Origin of the sequence: Streptomyces sp. NPDC048192, from assembly GCF_043202415.1 — a bacterium.
Classification (GTDB): Bacteria; Actinomycetota; Actinomycetes; order Streptomycetales; family Streptomycetaceae; genus Streptomyces.
Genome location: NZ_JBIDAL010000015.1, coordinates 201211 through 222795, shown reverse-complemented (window position 1 = coordinate 222795; position 21585 = coordinate 201211). Strand labels below are relative to the sequence as shown.

Here is a 21585-nt window from a genome sequence, read left to right as displayed (position 1 = left end):
ACGGGAGTGGTTAGGCGACGGCGTCGTGCAGCCGCGCGGCCTGCTTGTCCTTCAGCGGGCCGATGACCGACAGCGACGGGCGCTGTCCCAGGATGTCGCGGGCGACCGAGCGGACCTCGTCCGGGGTGACCGCGGCTATCCGGTCCAGCATGTCGTCGACGGACATCTGCTCGCCCCAGCACAGCTCGCTCTTGCCGATGCGGTTCATCAGCGCGCCGGTGTCCTCCAGGCCGAGGACGGTGGAGCCCTGGAGCTGGCCGATGGCGCGGGCGATCTCGTCGTCGGTGAGGCCGTTGACGGCGACGTGGTCGAGTTCGTCGCGGCAGATCCGCAGCACGTCGTGCACCTGGCTCGGCCGGCAGCCGGCGTAGACGCCGAACAGGCCGCAGTCGGCGAAGCCGGAGGTGTACGAGTAGACGCTGTAGGCCAGGCCGCGCTTCTCCCGGACCTCCTGGAAGAGGCGGGAGGACATGCCGCCGCCGAGGGCGGTGTTGAGCACGCCCATGGCCCAGCGGCGGTCGTCGGTGCGGGCGAGGCCCGGCATGCCGAGGACGACATGGGCCTGCTCGGTCTTGCGGCCGAGCAGCTCGACCTTGCCGGACGTGCGGATCGTACGGCTGCCGTCGCGGGGGCCGATGGGCCGTGCGTCCTGGTTCCGCAGGGCGCCCGCCTTCTCGAAGGCCGCGCGGACCTGCCGTACGACCTTGGCGTGGTCGATGTTGCCGGCGCAGGCGACCACCAGGTGGGTGGGGTCGTAGTGCTTCTTGTAGAAGCGGCGGATGCGGTCGGCGGTGAGGGCGTTGACGGTGTCGACCGTGCCGAGGACGGGGCGGCCGAGGGCGTTGTCGCCGAACATGGTGTGCGCGAACAGGTCGTGCACGCAGTCGCCCGGGTCGTCCTCGGTCATGGCGATCTCTTCGAGGATCGCGCCGCGCTCGACGTCGACGTCCTGCTCGAGGATCAGCGAGCCGGTCAGCATGTCGCAGACGACGTCGATGGCGAGCGGCAGGTCGGTGTCGAGCACGCGCGCGTAGTAGCACGTGTACTCCTTCGCCGTGAACGCGTTCATCTCGCCGCCGACGGCGTCGATCGCGGCGGAGATGTCCAGCGCGCTGCGCCGCTGCGTGCCCTTGAAGAGCAGGTGCTCCAGGTAGTGCGTGGCGCCGTTCAGGGCCGCCGTCTCGTCGCGGGAGCCGACGTGCGCCCAGATGCCGAAGGTCGCGGAGCGGACCGAGGGCAGGGTCTCCGTGACGATGCGCAGGCCGCCCGGGAGGGTGGTCCTGCGGACGGTGCCGATGCCGTTCTGGCCCTTGATGAGGGTTTGGGTACGGGCGACGGCCCGCGCCTCCGAAGAGGGGCGGGCCGTCACCTGGGAGCTACGGGACGTCACTGCTCGGCGTCGTCCTTCGACTCGTCAGAGCCTTCCTCGCCCTCGATCACCGGAACGAGGGAGAGCTTGCCGCGGGAGTCGATCTCGGCGATCTCGACCTGGACCTTCTGGCCCACGCCGAGGACGTCCTCGACGTTCTCCACGCGCTTGCCGCCGGCGAGCTTGCGGATCTGCGAGATGTGCAGCAGACCGTCCTTGCCGGGCAGCAGGGAGACGAACGCACCGAAGGTGGTCGTCTTGACGACCGTACCGAGGTAGCGCTCGCCGACCTCGGGCATCGTCGGGTTGGCGATGCCGTTGATCGTGGCGCGGGCGGCCTCGGCGGAGGGGCCGTCGGCGGCGCCGATGTAGATCGTGCCGTCGTCCTCGATGGTGATCTCGGCGCCCGTGTCCTCCTGGATCTGGTTGATCATCTTGCCCTTGGGGCCGATGACCTCGCCGATCTTGTCGACCGGGATCTTGACGGTGATGATCCGCGGGGCGTGCGGGCTCATCTCGTCGGGCCGGTCGATGGCCTCCATCATCACGTCGAGGATGTGCAGGCGGGCGTCGCGGGCCTGCTTGAGGGCCGCGGCCAGGACGGAGGCCGGGATGCCGTCCAGCTTGGTGTCGAGCTGGAGGGCGGTGACGAAGTCCTTGGTGCCGGCGACCTTGAAGTCCATGTCGCCGAAGGCGTCCTCGGCGCCGAGGATGTCGGTGAGGGTGACGTAGTGCGTCTCGCCCTCGATCTCCTGGGAGATCAGGCCCATGGCGATGCCGGCGACCGGGGCCTTCAGGGGCACACCGGCGTTCAGCAGCGACATGGTGGAGGCGCAGACCGAGCCCATGGACGTCGAGCCGTTGGAGCCGAGGGCCTCGGACACCTGGCGGATCGCGTACGGGAACTCCTCGCGCGACGGCAGCACCGGCACCAGGGCGCGCTCGGCGAGGGCGCCGTGGCCGATCTCGCGGCGCTTCGGGGAGCCGACGCGGCCGGTCTCGCCGGTGGAGTACGGCGGGAAGTTGTAGTTGTGCATGTAGCGCTTGCGGGTCACCGGGGAGAGGGTGTCCAGCTGCTGCTCCATGCGGAGCATGTTGAGGGTGGTGACGCCCAGGATCTGGGTCTCGCCACGCTCGAACAGCGCGGAGCCGTGCACCCGCGGGATGGCCTCGACCTCGGCGGCCAGCGTGCGGATGTCGGTGACACCGCGGCCGTCGATGCGCTTCTTCTCCTTGATGACGCGCTCACGGACCAGGGTCTTGGTCAGCGAGCGGTACGCGGCGGAGATCTCCTTCTCGCGGCCCTCGAACTCCGGCAGGAGCTTCTCGGCGGCGAGCTGCTTGACGCGGTCCAGCTCGGCCTCGCGCTCCTGCTTGCCGGCGATGGTGAGCGCCTGGGCCAGCTCGGGCTTGACCGCGGCGGTCAGGGCCTCCAGGACGTCGTCCTGGTAGTCCAGGAAGATGGGGAACTCGCCGACCGGCTTGGCGGCCTTGGCGGCGAGGTCGGCCTGGGCGCGGCACAGGACCTTGATGAAGGGCTTGGCGGCCTCCAGACCGGCGGCGACGACCTCCTCGGTCGGCGCCTCGGCGCCGCCCTCGACCAGCTTGATGGTCTTCTCGGTGGCCTCGGCCTCGACCATCATGATCGCGACGTCGCCGTCCTCCAGGACGCGGCCGGCGACCACCATGTCGAAGACGGCGTCCTCGAGCTCGGTGTGCGTCGGGAACGCGACCCACTGGCCGCGGATCAGCGCGACGCGGACGCCGCCGATCGGGCCGGAGAAGGGCAGGCCGGCCAGCTGCGTCGACGCGGACGCGGCGTTGATCGCCACGACGTCGTACAGGTGGTCGGGGTTGAGCGCCATGACCGTGCAGACGACCTGGATCTCGTTGCGCAGGCCCTTCTTGAAGGACGGGCGCAGCGGGCGGTCGATGAGGCGGCAGGTGAGGATCGCGTCCTCGGAGGGCCGGCCCTCACGGCGGAAGAAGCTGCCGGGGATCTTGCCGGCGGCGTACATCCGCTCCTCGACGTCCACCGTCAGCGGGAAGAAGTCGAGCTGGTCCTTGGGCTGCTTGGATGCGGTGGTGGCCGACAGCACCATGGTGTCGTCGTCCAGGTACGCCACGGCGGAACCGGCGGCCTGCTTGGCCAGGCGGCCCGTCTCGAAGCGGATGGTGCGGGTACCGAAGGCGCCGTTGTCGATGACGGCCTCGGCGTAGTGGGTCTCGTTCTCCACTAGCGTTTTCTCCGTTACATATCGTCTTTCGTCCCTTGGCTGCCCGTGTGGCAGGGGGACGGTGGTGGAGAAGCGCGCCGTCTGATGCGGGCCGGTCTTCGATCGAAGCACCCGGGGCTCACTTCCCCCCGGGGGCCACTACCGAGGACCGGCGGCGGCGAGGTGCGCTTCTCCTCGTTCTGGGTGAACGTCGCTGTGATGCGTCGTTCTGTGTCGCACGTAATGCGTTGTGCTACCACACTACAAAGCGTGAGTGACACTCCGCACGTTTCCGCGTGCACGGAGAGGGTCTCCCCCCGTACGACGTGAGGGTTTCCCGTGTACTCCCGTGTACGACGAAGGGAGCGGCCCCCGGGTCCTGCCGGGAACCGCTCCCTTCACGGCGTCTTACTTGGCGCCCGCCGCACCACGGCGGATGCCGAGGCGGTCGACCAGCGTACGGAAGCGCTGGATGTCCTTCTTCGCCAGGTACTGCAGAAGGCGGCGGCGCTGACCGACGAGGATCAGCAGGCCACGACGGGAGTGGTGGTCGTGCTTGTGGGTCTTGAGGTGCTCCGTCAGGTCGGAGATCCGACGGGAGAGCAGAGCGACCTGGACCTCGGGGGAGCCGGTGTCACCCTCCTTGGTACCGAACTCGGCGATGATCTGCTTCTTCGTAGCGGCGTCGAGCGACACGCGTACTCCTCATAGTCTCTGAGTGGCCACCGAGTGCCCCCGGTCTGCTTCTCGGGGGAGCTTCCGTTACTCGGGAGGCGGGGATCCGCTGGGCGCGGCCACCAGAACCGAAGGCTCCGGGGGTGCGTACACAAACGGCCGTCACTCAGGGTACCAGGGCGTTTCGGCCGCCCGTGTCACCGGTCGCGCTGGACGTACCAGACCAGGACGCCGACGATCACGAGGAGCAGCAGGAGGATCATCCACCAGTCGACGCCGCCGCCGGATCCGTGGCTCCCGTAGTGGTGGTAGCTGCTGTGATAGCCGCCGTGGTAGCCGCCGCTCTTACGGCCGCCCAGGGCGAGGACGCCGGTCGACGGGAGGGACCACGGGGCAGTGCCGGGCATGCTCATGGACTGGAATTTACGTGGGCATGGCATGGCATGGGCACGCCTGTTGCCTCCCTGTGACGAAACCTCCGCTCCCCCGGCACATGCGGGCGCCGTGCGCCCCGCGTTCTCCGGCCGTACCCTCCTGCGGGCGTTGACCAGGCTGTTTCACCGTACGCGCGCGTGCCCTGCCAGTAGGGTGACAGCGCAACGCTGTCCGTAGCCGAAGGGGGCCGCTTCACCATGGCCGAGACACAGGGCACGAGCGCCGGGACGTCGGCGCCGGAATCGCAGGAGGACGTCAAGGCGCGCAAGGAGCGGGAGCGGGACGAGCTGTACTCCCTCGACATCTCCGGCGTGGAGTGGCACTGCGCGCCCGGCACCGAGGAGCACGAGGAGCGCGTCGAGATCGCGTACCTGCCCGGCGGCGCGGTGGCCATGCGCTCCTCCCTCGACCACGACACCGTCCTGCGCTACACCGAGGCCGAGTGGCGGGCGTTCGTGCTGGGGGCGCGGGACGGGGAGTTCGACCTGGAGCCCAATGAGCGCAACGGAGGGCTCGGGGCGTAACCGGCGGGACGGGAAAGGGGCGGCACGCGTGCGTGCCGCCCCTTTTTCCGCTTTGTGCCGTGTCAGTGCTTCAGCCCCGCGGTGCCCACTCCGATCACCGAGAGCACCGGGTTCCTCGGATGGACGAGGTCGCGCGTCAGAAGGCGGCGGGCGAAGAAGGCGTGCCCCTGTTCGTACAGGATGTCCGACTGTTCCGGATCACTGAGTTCACCCTCGTCGTCCTCCGGGAGGTGGAACAGGAGATACGGGGTCTCCTTGTCGGTCCGGGGGTTCCAGTCCACCACGGCCGCCGGCTGGACGTCGTCCTCGGAGGTGCGGAAGACGATCAGGTCGTCGCCGTTCACGCGGACGGGAACGACCCGCTGGAAGAGCCTGCCCGCGAACTTGGCGACGGCGGTGCCCTTCTCGAGGTCGAAGGCCGTGATGTGGTTCTCCGGCTTCCTGGTGACGTCGTCAGTGTCTTTGCTCATGACGAAGACCCGGTCGTGGCCGACTGCCATGCCGTAGCACTTGTCGACGGCTTCGAAGAAGGCCTCGGCGTTGCCGCCGCACTTGGGGTCGTAGCCGTCCATCGAGATGGTGGCCAGCCGCTCACCGGTCTTGGGGTTCAGAGTGATCAGGTCCGTGACCCGGTAGTCCCCTGCCTCGACGGCGATCACGGGCGGGTCGGCGGACGGCAGGTAGATGCTCTTCAGACCATTGCTGACCGAGTAGCGCCACACGGTCTTGCCGGTGCGCGGCTCCAGCTTCTCCACCCGGTAGGTGGGGTCGCTGGAGTCGCCGCACTTGACGAGGGCCAGCAGGGCCCCGCCACCGGCATAGGCCGAGTCGTGGCACTGCGACGTGCTGCGCGTGCCCCACAGCCGCTTGCCGCTGTCCATGTCATACGCCGCCGACCCGTCGACCCAGGCGATGGCCACGACGCCCTGCGTCAGGGAGACGTTGGTGCTGGTGATGGAGGCGGCGCGGGCCTCCGGCACCTTCTGCTGCCAGAGCTTCTTGCCGGTGTCGAGGTCGACCGTGAGCACCTCGTCACAGGCCCCTTGCTGGGGGGAGTTGATGTTTCCGGGCTCGACGAGGACGGCTGTCCGGTCGTCCGCGGTGACGTCACGGCTGACGGCGCAGACGTGACCGCCGAGTTGGAGAGTCCATGCCTTCGCGTCCCAGTCGGGGTTCGGCTCGATCTGGTAGCCCTCGATGCGGTCGGCGAGGGCCCGCGCGGCGATCTTGGGCGTGGCCCAGGTGACGGGCGCGAACCGCTGCTGACGACCGGTGAGGCCACTTTCGTTGTGTTGGACGACGACCTGGCCCTCCGGTGAGACGGGGGGCTTCTCCACGGTGCGGCGTATCGCGTCAGCTGCCTGCCGTGCCGTCGCGGTGTCGGTCCGCTCCTTCGTGGGACCGCCCGCGTTGTACCAGAGCAGGCCCACGCCGAGGCACACGACGGCGATCACCACCGCGGCGACCGCGCCGAGGACGCGCCTGAGCCGTCTGGCCCGCGGCCGGTCCTCCGCCGGCGCGGGCTGGGTGTACATCGGCGGAGGCGGGCCGAAGCTCACGCTGATCCTTTCGTCGTCGGTGGCGCAGACCGTCGCTGGTGACTGCGACTGTGCCGCACACGACCGGCGTGGGGTGATCGCCTTCTTGTGGAGTCCCGGCTTCGAGTGGCACGCAGCGGCATGAACCGGCCCCCAGGGCCTCCGGGTGACGCTCAGCGCCGGCGGCCCTGGGGACGTGCGTCGGTCATTTGCTGGTCATCGCCCGAGCGGTCGCGTACACGTTGAAGACGGCCAGAGCCAGCGGGATCAGGGTGAGCAGGACGAAGCCCTCGCAGATTTCAAGGAAGCGGCCCCAGAACGGGGTCAGACCGCCCCGCGGCAGGATCAGGCCCAGCGCCGTCACCACCGCCGTGACCGCGGCGATGGCGGCGATCAGCCAGATGGTGCGGATGTCGAGGTCGGTACGGTCGCCGGTCAGCGCCTCGAGCACCACATGGCGCGGCGGGTTGAGGGCGAGACCGAGGCCGAGCAGAACCACGGAGGCCAGGCCGGCGGCGAGGACGGGAGCGACCTGGGCGGTGTAGCGGAAGAGGCCCGCGCGCATCAGCATCGCGACGCCGGTGGCGAAGGCGAGAACCTGAGCCCAGACGTCGTCGGAGAAGCCCAGCACCGCCGAGGCGCCGACGGCGAGCACGGCGCAGCCGCCGACGAGACCGACGAGGAGTTCGTGACCGCGCCGGGCCTGGGCCTCGACGCGCTCGGTGTCCACCGTCTCCGGCACGGTGGAATCGGTGCCGTAGGCGGACCGGCTCGGGCCGCCGCTGCTCGGGGCTTCGAAACCGATCGGCAGCCGGGCGAAACGCATGGACATGCCGGGCAGGAAGGCGAGCGCGCCCACGGCAACGGGTGCGCACAAGGCGGCCATCTCCGTCGCGGACCAGTGGGTGAGGGTCGCGACGAAGACGACGACCAGGGTGATCGCCGAGGCGAACACGAAGGCCACGAACGGGCCGTCACCCTGCGGGGAGCACAGGGTCAGGATCAGGGCCGCGATGAGGACGGCGGCACACGCGAGCAGGAACTGCAGCCTGCCGATGCCCTCGCCGTGGGTGAGCGGCAGCAGTCCGCTGCCCGCGACGCCGATGTTGGGCAGCGCGCCCAGACCGAGGGCGACAGCCGAGCCGCGGTCGTCGTAGACCCGGGCGCGGACCGCGGAGAGCACGACGAGCAGGACACCGGCGACGGCCGCGAGGATGCCGGCCAGGCCGTGCATGTCGTGGCGCGGGTCGGCGGTCCAGGCGACGAACGCGAGCAGCGTCGGCAGCACTCCGCCGCCGACGAGGCCCGCCGCGCGGGTCAGATCGCCGCTCCAGAGCTTGTGCTGCTTGGTGACGGCGGAGGCGACGGCCTCGGCGACGTCGTCGAAGACGGCCGGTGGCAGGGATTCGGCGAACGGGCGCAGGGTGAGGAGTTCGCCGTCAAGAATGCGCTGGGCGGCGAAGGAGCGGGCGCTGTCCAGCACCGTTCCGTCGGTGCGGACGAGGTGGTAGCCGACCGGGGCGCCCGCCTCGGGATTCTGCCGGGACAGCCGGAGGATCTCCGGATAGAGGTCGGCGACCGGGACGTCGTCGGGCAGTGCCACGTCGATACGGCTGTCGGGCGCGACGATGGTGACCCGGCAGAAGCCGAGTCCGGTACCGGACCCGACCGGGGCTCCCGTCCCGGGTCCGCCGGTGGCGGCCGTCATGCTCACCTGCTGCTCCCCCTCAGTGGTGGTGGTGCGTCTACTTCGTGAAGGTCTCGTGCCGGTTCGCCCCGCGCACAGCGGCACGAATGCCGTGCGGCAGAGTTCCGGGACCTTCCCCCCTCGACATCGAGGGGGTTGTCCGGGTATGTCCAGCATGCTCGGCGTGTGCTCACGCGAACATTCGGCACCCTACCGCTCACCGGTGCGCCGTGAACTCAGTAGGATCACGCGGCGGCCTGCGCTCGCCGGACACGGGGCGGCGGGTGGAAAGCCTGGGTCGGGCAAGGGAATTGGTGAGCAGTGAGCCAGATTGTCGTCAAGCGCCCCGCTAGGGCGCTGCCGTCCGAAGTGCCCACGGAAGAGGTCGTTGTCCAGCCACCGCCCGAACTCCCGCGGGGGCATCAGGAGAGTGTCCTGATGCAGCTCCTGCCCACGCTGGGCATGGGCGGCTCGGTGGTGTTCTTCTTCACGAACGGTCAGCCGTTCATGAAGATCATGGGCATGATCATGATTGCCTCGACGGTGGCGATGTCCATCGCGATGGTGGTCCGCTTCCGCCGCGGCTCCCAGGGTCAGCTGGCCGACATGCGCCGCGACTACCTCAGCTATCTGTCGCAGACCCGCAGGTCCGCCGTGAAGACGGCGAAGGCCCAGCGGGACGCCCAGTACTACCTGCACCCCTCTCCCGAACAGCTGTGGGCGCTCGTCGCAGAGGGCAGCCGGGTGTGGGAACGGCGGCCGGGCGACGAGGACTTCGCGCATGTGCGCGTCGGACTGGGCCCCCAGCCCCTGGCAACCCCGCTCATCGCTCCCGAGACGGGACCGGTCGAGCAGTTGGAACCGCTCACCGCGGGCGCGATGCAGCGCTTCCTCGCCGCGCACGGCACCGTCGGCGACCTGCCGATGGCGGTGTCGCTGCGCGCCTTCTACCACCTCACGGTCAGCGGTGAGCCGCAGTCCGTACGGGCCTGCGCCCGCGCCCTGGTCGGCTCACTCGCGTCCCTGCACTCCCCCGAGGACCTGGTCATCGCGGTGGCCGCGGGCCGTGAGGCACTGCCGCACTGGGACTGGGTCAAGTGGCTCCCGCACGTACAGGCCTCCGGTGAGGTGGACGGGGCGGGCACCCGCCGCCTGATCGGCACCGACCCGCGCGAGCTGGAAGACCTGCTGTCCTTCCGGTTGACCGGCCGCCCGCGGTTCCATCCCGCCGCGTCACCGCTGCTGGACGCGCCGCACATCGTGCTCGTCCTGGACGACATCTCCCTGATGCCGGACTCGGTGCTCGCCAACCCGGAGGGTCTTCAGGGCGTCACGGTCGTCGAGGTCGTGCCCGGAGAACTCACCACGACGGGCGGCGACCTGTCCGTCGTCGTACAACCGGGCCTGCTGCGCCTGGAGTCCGGGCACGGAGAGGTCTACGAGGGCACCCCGGACGCGTTGTCCTACGCGTCCGCCGAGGCGCTGGCCCGGCAGCTGGCCCCGCTGCGCATGGCATCCGGTGGCGACGACGACGAACCGCTGCTCGCGAACCTGGAGTTCACCGACCTCCTCGGCCTCGGCGACGCGGCGTCGGTGGACACCAAGCGGACCTGGCGCCCGCGCGCGCTGGCGGAGCGTCTGCGCGTACCGATCGGCGTCGGCGTGGACGGCCGGCCCGTGATGCTGGACCTGAAGGAGGCCGCCCAGGAAGGCATGGGCCCGCACGGCCTGTGCGTCGGTGCGACCGGGTCCGGCAAGTCGGAGCTGCTGCGCACCCTCGTCCTCGGCCTCGCCGTCACCCACTCCTCCGAGACCCTGAACTTCGTCCTCGCGGACTTCAAGGGTGGCGCGACCTTCGCCGGCATGGCACAGATGCCGCACGTGGCGGCGGTCATCACCAACCTGGCCGACGACCTCACCCTGGTCGACCGCATGGGCGACTCGATCCGCGGTGAACTCAACCGCCGCCAGGAGCTGCTGCGCGACGCGGGAAACTACGCCAACATCCACGACTACGAGAAGGCCCGTGCGGCAGGCGCCCCGCTCCAGCCGATCCCGTCGCTGGTCCTGGTGATCGACGAGTTCAGCGAACTGCTGACGGCGAAGCCGGACTTCATCGAGATGTTCGTGCAGATCGGCCGTATCGGCCGTTCGCTGGGCGTGCATCTGCTGCTGGCCTCGCAGCGCCTGGAGGAGGGCCGCCTGCGCGGTCTGGAGACCTACCTGTCGTACCGCATCGGTCTGCGGACCTTCTCGGCGGCGGAATCCCGTGCCGCCCTCGGCGTCCCCGACGCCTACGAACTCCCCAACGTCCCCGGTTCCGGCTTCCTGAAGTTCGGCACGGACGAAATGGTGCGCTTCAAGGCCGCGTACGTCTCGGGCGTGTACCGTTCCGGCCCGCAACGCGCCGCGCTGGGCGGGGGCCCCCTGCCGATGGACCGGCGCCCGGTGCTGTTCACAGCCACCGAGGTGCCGGTGCAGTACACGGCCATCCCTCAGCAGCGCATCGAGTCGGCTCCCAAGGTCGACGACGCGCTGGCCGACACGGTCCTCGACGTGATCGTGCGCCGGCTGGAGGCCCAGGGCCCGGCGGCGCACCAGGTGTGGCTGCCGCCGCTGGAGAGCCCGCCCTCGCTGGACGCGCTGCTGCCCGGCCTCGCTGCGGTGGAGGGCCGCGGTCTGACCCAGCCGAACTACGAGGGTGCCGGCCGACTGGTCGTCCCGGTCGGTCTGGTCGACAAGCCGTACGAGCAGCGCCGCGATCGCCTCATGCTCGACTTCTCGGGCGCCGCGGGCCACATGCAGATCATCGGCGGCCCCCAGTCCGGCAAGTCGACTCTCCTGCGTTCCCTGATCTGCTCCTTCGCGCTCACGCACACGCCGCACGAAGTGCAGTTCTACGGCCTGGACTTCGGTGGCGGCGGCATGGCCGCGGTGGACGGCCTGCCGCACGTCGGTGGCGTCGCCTCCCGCCTCGACCCGGAGCGCGTCCGCCGTACGGTCTCCGAGGTGTACGGCGTCCTGACCCGCCGCGAGGAGTACTTCCGCTCCGCCGGCATCGCCTCGATCGCCGACTACCGCAACCGCCGCGCCCGCGGCGAGATCTCGGTGACGGACCAGCCCTGGGGCGACGTCTTCCTGGTCATCGACGGCTGGGGCAACTTCCGCACGGACTACGAGGGCCTGGAACCTGCGGTCCTCGACATCGCCGCGCGCGGTCTGGGGTACGGCATCCACCTGGTCATCACCGCGTCGCGCTCGATGGAGGTCCGGGCGAACCTCAAGGACCACCTGATGAACCGCCTGGAGCTGCGCCTGGGTGACGTCATGGACTCGGAGATCGACCGGAAGGTGGCGGCGAACGTCCCCGCCGGCGTTCCCGGTCGCGGTCTGTCCCCCCAGAAGCTGCACTTCATGGCGGCGGTGCCGCGCATCGACGGCCTGACGTCCGACACCGACCTCGCCGAGGCCACGGCGGCGCTCTCTACCGAGGTCGGCCGCCACTGGCAGGCACCGGGCGCACCCAGGGTGCGACTGCTGCCGCGCCGGCTCGAGGCGGCCCAGCTGCCGCAGGGCGACCGCTTGCCGAAGCAGGGCGTGGCCTTCGCGCTGGACGAGGACAACCTGGAGCCGGTGTTCGTCGACTTCGAGCAGGACCCGTTCTTCCTCGTCTTCGGCGAGAGCGAGTCCGGCAAGTCCAACCTGCTCCGGCTGCTGATCCGGCAGCTGTCCCTGCGGTACGGCGGCGACGAGGCGAAGTTCTTCGTCGTCGACAACCGCCGCTCCCTGCTGGACGTCACCCCCGCCTCCCACCTGGCGGAGTACATCCCGATGTCCAGCCAGATGGACCACCACATGACGGCCCTGGGCGACCTCATGCAGCGCCGCAGCCCCACGGCCGACGTCACCCCGCAGCAGCTGCGGGACCGGAGCTGGTGGCGCGGCCCGCAGGTCTACGTGGTCATCGACGACTACGACCTCGTCTCCACCTCCAGCGGCAACCCGCTCAGCGGCCTGACGGAGCTGCTGCCCTTCGCCCGCGACGTCGGCGTCCGTTTCATCATCGCCCGCTCCTCCGCGGGCGCGAGCCGCGCCGCCTACGAGCCCTTCCTGCAGCGCATGAAGGAACTCGGCGCTCAGGGAATCGTCCTGGCCGGCGACCCGGCGGAGGGCGACATCCTCGGCGGCGTCCGGCCCCGTCCGATGCCCGCGGGGCGAGGCGTCTTCGTGTCGCGGAAGCGGGGGAAGCCGTTGGTTCAGACGGGGTTGGTGGAGGTGGAGTACTGACGGGAGAAGGCGGGGCTGCAGCAGGGCTTCGCTCTGGGCTCCGCCCTCGACCGCGTCGCCGAGCACTGGGTCGACCGGGGACAGACTCTTCTCGTCGCCCGTGCTCGCGTCTCCGCCCACCTGCCCTGCACCGAGCCCCGGCATGCGGCCGACGAGTCCACAGCGCCGACGCTCCCGGCAGCATCTCCCAGCTGGACCAAGGCTTCGATGAGCGTAAGAAAAGCCCCCGAACACGACTGGGGGTGGGCACCCTCCGTGCGCGCCCACCCCGCTACCGCGACGTACCGATGATCCCGGCCACTTACTGGAAGTAGCTGGCGGCCTTCTTGTCGCCGCCCATGTAGTCACCGCCGGCGGCGTGCACGGCCCGGCCGATGGCGTGGAGAGCCTCGTGGATGGCCCTGGCCTCACGGTCCCACTCGGCCTGCCTCTTGATGTACGCCTGGTGGGCCTCGCCCTCCCACATGCCCGAGACGTTCTGGACCTCGCGCTTGATCGTTTCGAGGCTGGCCTCCAGGTTCTTGGCCTGGTTGGCGATCTCGGTCGCGATGTGGTCGAGGCCGTCGTAATGGACCTCTGTCACGCCGCTGTTGTTGACGCCCATGATTCCTCCGTTGTTCCGAGAAGTAGTGGTCTGGCCGTGATCAGAGGTTGTTCAGCGCCGAGTGCGCGCCGCCGAGTTGTACGTCGATGCTCCGGACCTTGGCGCGGACCTCGTCCTCGGTGTGGTCGTTGATCTTCATGGTGGTGTTCATCGACTCGATGAACCCGACCAGGATGTTGCCGATCCGGACCATGTGCTCGTTGATCTCGGTCTGCTTGGCGTTGAACGCGCCGGCGCCGATGCCCTTCCAGTGGCCCTCGAGCGAGTCGATCAGGCCCTGGAGTCGACGGACCTGGCCCTTGATGTCGTCGAACTGCCCCAGAAGCTTCTGCTCAAGGCCTGCGACTGATTCTTTTGTGATCTTCTGAGTGCCTGCGGCCATTTCGATGCCTTTCTCTGTGAACTGACCTTGCCCGGTGCCGGCTCGAGGCGGCCGGCACCGGTGGCAAGCGGACCTCTGCCCATTCGGCGAATGAGCAGCTGCGCGAGGGACCGGTCAGGCGTTACGCCGTGCACGCAGCACGGCGAATCCGGCGCCTCCGATGACGAGTACGGCTGCTGCGGCGCCGACGATCAACCAGGTCTGGGTGCTGCTGCCGGAGCCGGCGTTCTTTGCGGCGGCGGAGGTGGCGCCGCTGGAGGATCCGGCGTCCTTGGCCGGGTTACCGGACGGGGTCTTGGCCGCAGGAGTACCGGCGGCTGAGGTGGCGTCGCCGTTCTCGGCAGCCAGGGGGTCGACGTTGGCCGGACCGGGGTCGATGTTCTTGTTGATCAGCACGCGACGCGGGCGGATGAGGCCGTAACCGAGATACCTGCTGGGCTTGTCCTTCGGCCAGGAGCGGCCCGCGGTGTCCAGGAGCGTCCGCAGGACCTGGTCGGCCGTCCAGTTGGGGTGAGCCGACCAGACGAGGGCGGCGGAGGCGGAGGCGATGGCGGTGGCGGGGCTGGTTCCCGAAGGGGTGCAGTACTCGGTGAACTTGGCGTCGCACCAGCCGGGAATGTCGACGCCCGGCGCTGCGAAGTCGACGTAGTTGCTCTTCGTGGAAAACTTGGCGACGGTTCCGGAACTGTCGATAGCGCCGACGCCGACAACGTAGGGCTCCGTGACAGGGTATTGAGCCTTGCCCTTCTCCCCATCATTGCCGACCGCAGCAAACATCAGCTTCCCCTTGGAGGCCGCATACTTGATGGCGTCCTCCTCGTTGGGGTCCGGGTAAGGGCTGCTGTAGGACATGCTGATGATCTTTGCGTCGCTGTCGGCGGCAGCACGGATCGCTTCCGCAGAAGTGGGTGACTTCGGGTCGTCTTTGGCGCCAGGTGTGTCAGTCAAATAGATACGAATCGGAATGATCTTGGCGCTCGGCGCCAACCCCTTGATGCCGCCGCCCACTCCTGTTCCGGCGATGATCTCGGCCATCGAGGTCCCGTGACCGTTGTAGTCCTCAGTGGCCCGGTACTGCACGGATTTCGGCAGCTCGTCGGCCAGCACTTGCCCCTTGAGTGACGAAGTCGCCGAGTTGACCCCGGTATCGATAACGGCGACCTTCACCCCTTTGCCTGTGCTGTACTTCCACATCTCGTCGGCGCCCATGGACTTCAGGTACCACTGCTTCGACTGAGTGTCCGAGGCCGCGGCTGTCCCGGGAGCCAGCGCAGCGGAGCCGACAACCAATGCGCCCAGTGCCGAGCACACCGCCGCAAGGCGTCTCACATTGCGCCTCCTCGGGAGGTCAATACCTCTACCGCGTCGGCCGGTCCCTGGCTTCATGCCTGTGTAAGTCCTCGCTCGTGTTCAGTCACGCTTCTTGGGCGCGTCACGCCGCTGCTTCTGCGACGGGCGGTGCTGCTGCTTCTCGGCGGGCCCGCCGACACGGCCGGTCCCCTCGTCCGGGGCCTGGCGGTTGCCGACCGCACCACGGCCGAGCCCTGCACCACGGGCGCCGGCCTCGGAGCCTCCTCCGGGTGCCGATCCGGCGGCATTCCGGGGCGCACCGATCACACCCTCGGGATTGCCTGCCGAACGCAGCACGGACTGGCCGGTACCGGACTCGTCCCTCACCGCGGGCGCGCCGACCACTCCTCGCTGCCCGAGGGGGCCCTTCGGCTGCGCCGAGGAGACCGGCTCATCAGCGCCGACGACCATACCGCGCGGCACACGGGAATTGGGCGCCGCTCCCGCCGTACGACCAGTGACAGGCTTGCCGCCCACAACACCATTGCGCACGGCACCGGTCGGGCCGGCCGCTCCGGCACGCTCACCAGGGGTGTTGGTCATTCTCGGCGTTCCGCCGGTGATGCCACGCCCCAGCGGGGAGCGCCCGGCCTGCTGAGCGGGCCCACGCACCGCCGACTCACCGGCCGGAGTCGCCGTACGCCCCACGGCGCGGGCAGCCTGCCCCATGGGCCCCTGGGGCACACGGCCGCCGGTGACGGTACGCCCGACCTGTTCCTCGGGCTCCTGCGGCACTCGGCCACCTGCAGTGCCCGAAGGACCCGTGCGCCCCTGTGTCGAAATCGGGAGCCGGCTGGTCGGCCGATAGCCCGTGGTGCGACCGCCAGTCGGCGCGATCGGCGGAACCATCGGTCCGGGCCCCAGCGGGGGCGTGGGGGTCGGCCCTCCGCCCCCAGCCGTCGGAAGAGTCGGCGTGGGGAGACCGGGCTGTGTGGTGTGTGCCGGGGGAGGCAGCGTACCGACGGTGTTGATTTCCGTGCCGACATCGTGACCGACCGGATGCACGCTGGGTGCGTGCACCTCCCTGGGATGCGGCACCGCGCCGCCTGCCGTTGTGTCGTGCGAGCCGACCACCGGGTTGTCGCCGCCTGCGATGCTTCGCCGGGCCGAGGCCGTCGGCGTCCCGGTGCCATACGGGCGAATCTCATCGCGTGAGCCTGACGGCCGCGGCACCCCGAAGTCCGGAAGCTTGTCGATCTTCGCCATGGACGGCTTGGGCTGCGACTGCAACGTCCCGCCGGCCACCGAGTAATAGGAGGCCAACCGGTTCATCTGGTTGATGGCCTCTTGCCGGTTCTTCTCGACCTTCTGCGCGAGCACGTAGTCCGGGTTGCTGTCGACCTGCTTGGCCTTGGGCAGCAGCCAAGGCCGCTTCTGCTCGCCGGCGGGGCGGGGGTCCCGCTCCTGGGGCATGGACTTGGACACGGAGGCCAGGCCCGTGGCGGCGGCAGTTACCTCCGCACCGACGTTGTGCGCGTAGTCCTCGAACTCCCCTGCCCACGCGAGGAGCGAGGTGGCGTACGCGTGGAAGGACGTGGCGCCCTCGCCCTCCCAGTCGACGTTGTCGACGTACTTGCGCAAGTCCTTGGCGGCGGCACTGATGGCGTCGCGGGCATCCCAGATGGCCTTGCCGGCCATCTCCAGATGCTCGGGGTTGGCCTGCTCGACCGCGTCGATCATGTCGTTGAGGTCGCACTCGTCGAACTGGCTCCTGCCGAACGGCATGCCCCTGAGGAAGTTGTCGACCATGGCGAGCGCGTCGGACGCGCCGGCCAGCACGTTCGCTTCCTTGAGACCGCTCTTGTACTGGGGCCGCTGCTTCCAGTCGTCGCTCACTGAGTGCTCACCCCCACAGACTTGTCGTCGGTGTGCTGCCTCGTGTCCTTCTGAGGCTGCTGGTGCTTCTCGGGGTGCGTCTTCTCGTATTCGCGATCGATCTTGGCCTTGATCTCCCAGAACCGACGCCGCACTTCGTCCTCGGTACCGTCGTACGTGGCATCTGCCGAGCGCGCGGCCAACTGCAGAGCCTCGATGTGCAGGCGCAAGGTCGACGACATGCTCATGAGCACGTCATGCACGTCCGAGTACCTGTCGTGCAGGAAGTCCGCCTCCGAGAACGGGATCTTCCCACCGCCGAACGACCTGCGGTCAAGCCCGTGGTGCCCGAGCTGGGACGGGCTTGCAGGAGATTTCTCGAACGCCGTCAGCGCGTTGCTCAACCCATCACTGAACTTCGACAGCGCATCAGCGCCGCGCCTCAGATTCGCGCTGCCACCGTCACCCACCGTGGCCCCTTCCCCGTTCCCCGTTGATCGAACTCGCGACAGACCGGAGAAGCGCCCCCCGGGTCCGTCGCCGACCACTGTAGTCACTGTGCAATTCGCGGCCAACTGAACTCTGTGACGGCTCAGTTGCAATGGTGTCCCGAAGTGACCGAGTCCGGGGTCACCCAAGACCGCCAAGGCGGTCAATAAGGACAGAAGCACCCCGACATCTGCGCAGAAGCTTCACATGCATCCAAGCGGGGAGACGCCACACACCAGCGAGACGGGAGCTTTGCAATCACAAAACCGACCCATGAAGGAAGCGGTCACCAGGCCACCGAAGGGTCAACGGGTGGCAAGCCGCGACCCGACCTGGCGGGCGAATGAGCCCACGAGTTGCCATGTCCACTGCGTCCACGCCTGCCATGGATCTCCACACGAACAATCCGCCACATGACGAACATGGTTGAGATTTTCCTCTGTGCGGGTTGCTAATTTGACGGGTCACAGGATCAGTCGCACGGGGGAAGGGGCCCTTCCATGGCATGGGACGAGTGGGAGCAGCTCAAGGCGCAGGCCGCTTCCGGACAGTCGGCCCACATGCAGCTGAACCATGTGGACGGTGGTGGAGCCCGATGATCGAAGCCTCGGTGGCCACCTCGGCACAGGACGGGTTCGACACCTCCGGTCGCCTGGTCCACCAGTACCTCGACGGCGAGGGAATTCCCCGGCAACTCGACACGGAAGACTGAGACGTTGGCATCCACTCGTACCAAGTCCTTGCTCGCCGGGGGAACGGCGCTGTTGCTCTGCCTCGTGGCAGTGGTCCTCTACACGGCGGGGCTCCCTCCCTTCGAAGAGAGCAAGGGCGAGATCAAGGCGTCGGAGGTGTGCCGTACCTTGGGGTCCGCCTCCAGCAGTGCTGCGGCGCTGAAGCGCGTCCTACCGGACAAGTCGTCGTATTCGTTCGATGACGCGATGACCGACCTGCGCACCGACGACAAGGACCGTACGTACGACACTTCTTGCTTCGTACGCGGCGATGGTCAGATGCTTCTCGCCGCGAGGACGCAAATGCTGGAGTACGACAAGGCCGACAGCTGGGTGAAGGAAGTGGTGACGCAGTTCGCTCCGGCCTCTTCACTCGTCTCCTTCGACGCCGGCGACAAGGCGGTCGGATCAAGCAGGGTTGCCGCCATCTACGTCCCGTGCGCCGGACAAGGCTCCGGAGAACACCTGAGCGTGGTCGTGGAGCTCAGGCAGCACGGCAGCACCACAGAAGCACAACAGCGTGACGGCTTGGCCTCACTCGCCCGAAACGCCGCACCGTTCGCACACCAGCTCACGGGTGTTCGGGCTCGTCATGCACAGGGCCCGTCTGACCCATGGGCCTCGCGCGGGCGTATCGGCCCCTCCGAGCCCCAGCAGGCCATTCAGTGCTTCACGGCCTGCCCTTCCACGCTCGGCCGCCTCCGCCGGGCGTCCCGCAGGGCCACCGCGCCTCCGCTCAGGCCCGCCACCAGTACGGCCACGCCGATGGCCACGTACGTGGCGATGCGGGCGGTGCGCTCCTGGGGAGTTTCCCCCAGCGTGAGCTTGGCGGGGGTCGGGGCCTCCACATGAGTCAGGCCGGCGTCGGGCCGGGGCGCCTCGATCGGGTGATCGTCCTCCGTGAGAGCGCGGACCGGGTCCACCACGCCCCAGCCGACGAGTCGGTCGTGGCCGGCGATGGAGCGCTCCGCCGTCTGCTCGATCTGGGCCACGACCTCGCGGGCCGTCCAATCGGGATGTTTGGCCTTGATCAGCGCGGCGACTCCGGCCACGTACGGCGCGGAGAAGCTCGTGCCGTTGTCGGAGCAGTGGCCGCCCTTGGGCACGGTCGAGATCATGTCGACACCCGGAGCGGCGACTCCGACCCAGTCCCCGGACTGGGAGAAGGGTGCGCGTTCGTTGTTGCGGTCGGAGGCTGCGACGGCCAGGACTCCGGGGTAGGAAGCGGGATAGGTCGGCTTGACGTTGCCGTCGAGGCCGTCGTTTCCCGCCGACGCGACCACCACGATCTTGCGGTTGAGGGCATCGTCGATCGCGTTGTGCAGGGCATCACCCGGAGGCACGGCGTTCGCGGTGTCCTGAGAGATGTTGATGACTTGCGCTCCCACCGCGATCGCATGCCTGATCGCCGCGGCAAGGCGATCGGAGGTGCCGTGGCCCTCGGCGTCGTTCTGCTTGATCGGGATGATCGTGGCCTCGGGGGCAAGGCCGACGAAGCCGGTGCCCTTCATGGGACGGGCGGCGATGATGCCCGCCACGCGCGTGCCGTGGCCGACCGTGTCGGTCGTGGGCTTGGACTTGGCGCCGTCGACCGGCTTGCCGTTGCCGTCCTTCGCGGGAAGGAGGTTCTCCCCCAAGGACGCGTTCACCGCCTGGGTCAGCTGCGGGTTGCTCGTGTCGACGCCGGTGTCGATCACGGCCACCTTCACGCCCTTGCCCTTGGACTGGCTCCACAGTTCGTCGAGGTTGACGCGCTGCAGGGCCCACGGGGTGCCGGTGTACTTGTGGTTGCTCTTGGAGAACGTGCACTGGTCGGAGACGGAGTCCGCGGCGGCCATCGGCGCCGCCAGCAGCGAGGCGGTGACGGCCAGCGTCGCCGCCAGGGTCGTACGGGTGCGCAGTGTGGATCGCATCGGCGTATCTCTCACGACCCCTGCGGCTGGCGTGCGGCCGCGGTGGACAGACGCGGGCCCGTCGGCAGGAACTCCGACCACGCCGCAGGGACGGGAGCCGGGTTCACGCCTGCGTAGCCGAGGCGGGTCTGCGCCAGCTCGGCCTCCTGCTGGAGTTCCTTGCGCTGTTTGGGAGTGATGCCGATGCCCTTGTCGTCGGTGGCGCTGTCGTCGTTGGACTGCAGGGCGTAGCGCAGGCCGGTGTCGGTCACCAGGAAGACCGGGCCGTCCTTGGTCGCGGTGCCCTGGAACTGGCGGTACAGCTGGCCGGAGCCGGCGGTGACGTACGCGCTGGAGGAGCCCGTGGGCAGGACCGCCGGAAAGTCCTTCCCGGCCCAGGTGGTCAGGGTGGTGTTTCCGTTGTCGGGATCGACGTGGTTCAGGACGGTGCAGATCGTGTTGCGGCTGCCGTCGGCGGTGGAGGCGTCGTTGATGGCGCTGGGGGTCTGCGTGGGCCATTTGTGGTCGGCGGCGAACGGCGCGTCTTGTTTGATGGCGCCCGCGCTGACCTCCTGGGCGTGTCCGGCCTGGCCGAGCTTGACGAGGTCCCTGCTGACCAGCAGCAACTGGGCGACGAAGTCCGAGACGGGCGCGACCCGGCCGGGCAGCACCACGAAGTACCGCTCATGGCTGTTGATCGGCGCCCTGAGGACCATGCCGACCTTGTCGGCATCGCCCAGCTCACCGGGTGCGTTCGCCGCGGCGCCCGGGACGCCCGGGATCGACGGGATCCTGATCGGGTCGCCCGGGTGCAGGGTGTCGATCCATGACCTGGTCACCTGCTGCGGTTTGCGGTCGCCCACGAGGGTCTGCAGCAGGAGGGGGTCGGACGCGTCCACCGGGTACGCCGTGCCCTGCGCGTCGACCACGTACTGCTTCTTGTCCGTCGGGGTGGTGACGTAGAGGAGTTCGCCGCCGTGCAGCTTCTCCGGCCCCTCGGTCAGCTTCTGGTCGCGCTCGGCCAGGACGAACGCGGCCTTCTGGATGGAGCTTCCGCTGCCGCTCGGGCGTTCGCAGACGGCCCACTCCTTGGCCGCTCCGGCCTCTTTGCCGGAGGGCAGGCGGTCGGGGGCGTAGGGGATGCCGATGGTGACACCGTGGGGGATCTTGCCGTTGTCGAGGATCGACTCGTCCACGGTGACGACGTTGACGTCGTTCTGGCTGTCGAGGACGAGTTTGGCGGACGCCATGTTGAGGACCGGGTGGAGCTGCACCTTGCCCTGCGTCTTCAGTACGACGTACCGGGTGGTGGACTTGCTGGCGATGATCACGTTCTGCCCGGGCTTGTCCCAGCCCTGCGGGGCAGTCGGCTTGAACATGCCCCAGGCGCCGAAGGCGGCGAGGACGACGACACCGACGATGGAGCCCGGCAGGATTGCACGCAGCGGCCGCGGCGCCCCCTCATCGGAGGCATCCGGTGAGGACTGCACGAACGACGCGAGCATGCGACGCTTCGCGAAGGTGTAGGCGTTGAGTTGGTCCCGCCGAGATGCCATCTGTGCCTTTTCTCCCCGTGACTCACGCGAAGAGC

At 69.0% G+C, this 21585-nt stretch carries 15 protein-coding genes; 2 read left to right on the top strand and 13 right to left on the bottom strand.

What is annotated here, in order from left to right; genetic code table 11:
* Window positions 1–10 precede the first annotated feature (10 nt).
* From ACGFZN_RS30115 to ACGFZN_RS30100, 4 genes are all read right to left on the bottom strand, one after another.
* Window positions 11–1390: a M16 family metallopeptidase gene (locus tag ACGFZN_RS30115; RefSeq protein WP_393861606.1), complete on the bottom strand. Its 1380-nt coding sequence runs from the start codon at window positions 1388–1390 to the stop codon at window positions 11–13.
* Window positions 1387–3606, bottom strand: coding sequence for a polyribonucleotide nucleotidyltransferase (locus ACGFZN_RS30110; protein WP_393861605.1), 2220 nt, complete (start codon window positions 3604–3606; stop codon window positions 1387–1389). Before ACGFZN_RS30110 ends, ACGFZN_RS30115 begins: the two co-directional genes overlap by 4 nt.
* Before the next feature lie 387 nt (window positions 3607–3993).
* A complete protein-coding gene (gene rpsO, locus ACGFZN_RS30105; protein WP_030619140.1) occupies window positions 3994–4281 on the bottom strand; it encodes a 30S ribosomal protein S15 in 288 nt (95 codons plus the stop codon).
* Window positions 4282–4457: 176 nt separating this feature from the next.
* Window positions 4458–4673: a hypothetical protein gene (locus tag ACGFZN_RS30100; protein ID WP_393861604.1), complete on the bottom strand. Its 216-nt coding sequence runs from the start codon at window positions 4671–4673 to the stop codon at window positions 4458–4460.
* Between the two features lie 219 nt (window positions 4674–4892).
* On the opposite strand from ACGFZN_RS30100, the gene ACGFZN_RS30095 reads away from it, so the two are divergent.
* Window positions 4893–5219 carry a DUF397 domain-containing protein gene (locus ACGFZN_RS30095; protein ID WP_393861603.1) on the top strand — a complete coding sequence of 109 codons (327 nt, stop codon included), beginning with the start codon at window positions 4893–4895 and terminating at the stop codon, window positions 5217–5219.
* Window positions 5220–5281: 62 nt separating this feature from the next.
* Here ACGFZN_RS30095 and ACGFZN_RS30090 read toward each other — a convergent pair whose 3' ends face one another.
* Both ACGFZN_RS30090 and eccD read right to left on the bottom strand, forming a co-directional pair.
* Entirely contained in the window at window positions 5282–6778 is a 1497-nt protein-coding gene (locus ACGFZN_RS30090; RefSeq protein ID WP_393861602.1) for a PQQ-binding-like beta-propeller repeat protein, read from the bottom strand.
* A 184-nt stretch (window positions 6779–6962) separates the two neighbouring features.
* Window positions 6963–8465 (bottom strand): type VII secretion integral membrane protein EccD, encoded by a 1503-nt coding sequence (gene eccD, locus ACGFZN_RS30085; protein WP_393861616.1) that lies wholly within the window; start codon window positions 8463–8465, stop codon window positions 6963–6965.
* A gap of 300 nt (window positions 8466–8765) precedes the next feature.
* On the opposite strand from eccD, the gene eccCa reads away from it, so the two are divergent.
* Window positions 8766–12731 (top strand): type VII secretion protein EccCa, encoded by a 3966-nt coding sequence (gene eccCa / locus ACGFZN_RS30080; protein ID WP_393861601.1) that lies wholly within the window; start codon window positions 8766–8768, stop codon window positions 12729–12731.
* A 301-nt stretch (window positions 12732–13032) separates the two neighbouring features.
* On the opposite strand, the gene ACGFZN_RS30075 is transcribed toward eccCa, so the two are convergent.
* The 7 genes from ACGFZN_RS30075 to eccB form a co-directional block, all read right to left on the bottom strand.
* Entirely contained in the window at window positions 13033–13335 is a 303-nt protein-coding gene (locus tag ACGFZN_RS30075) for a WXG100 family type VII secretion target (protein WP_393861600.1), read from the bottom strand.
* Between the two features lie 40 nt (window positions 13336–13375).
* Window positions 13376–13717, bottom strand: a complete 342-nt coding sequence (locus ACGFZN_RS30070) for a WXG100 family type VII secretion target (protein ID WP_393861599.1) — start codon at window positions 13715–13717, stop codon at window positions 13376–13378.
* 114 nt (window positions 13718–13831) lie between these two features.
* Window positions 13832–15046 carry a S8 family serine peptidase gene (locus tag ACGFZN_RS30065; RefSeq protein ID WP_393861598.1) on the bottom strand — a complete coding sequence of 405 codons (1215 nt, stop codon included), beginning with the start codon at window positions 15044–15046 and terminating at the stop codon, window positions 13832–13834.
* 81 nt (window positions 15047–15127) lie between these two features.
* Window positions 15128–16903, bottom strand: coding sequence for a hypothetical protein (locus ACGFZN_RS30060; RefSeq protein ID WP_393861597.1), 1776 nt, complete (start codon window positions 16901–16903; stop codon window positions 15128–15130).
* Window positions 16900–17352 (bottom strand): hypothetical protein, encoded by a 453-nt coding sequence (locus tag ACGFZN_RS30055; RefSeq protein ID WP_393861596.1) that lies wholly within the window; start codon window positions 17350–17352, stop codon window positions 16900–16902. Before ACGFZN_RS30055 ends, ACGFZN_RS30060 begins: the two co-directional genes overlap by 4 nt.
* 1412 nt (window positions 17353–18764) lie before the next feature.
* Entirely contained in the window at window positions 18765–20015 is a 1251-nt protein-coding gene (gene mycP, locus ACGFZN_RS30050) for a type VII secretion-associated serine protease mycosin (RefSeq protein WP_393861595.1), read from the bottom strand.
* Between the two features lie 11 nt (window positions 20016–20026).
* Window positions 20027–21550 (bottom strand): type VII secretion protein EccB, encoded by a 1524-nt coding sequence (gene eccB / locus ACGFZN_RS30045; protein WP_393861594.1) that lies wholly within the window; start codon window positions 21548–21550, stop codon window positions 20027–20029.
* Window positions 21551–21585: the final 35 nt, after the last annotated feature.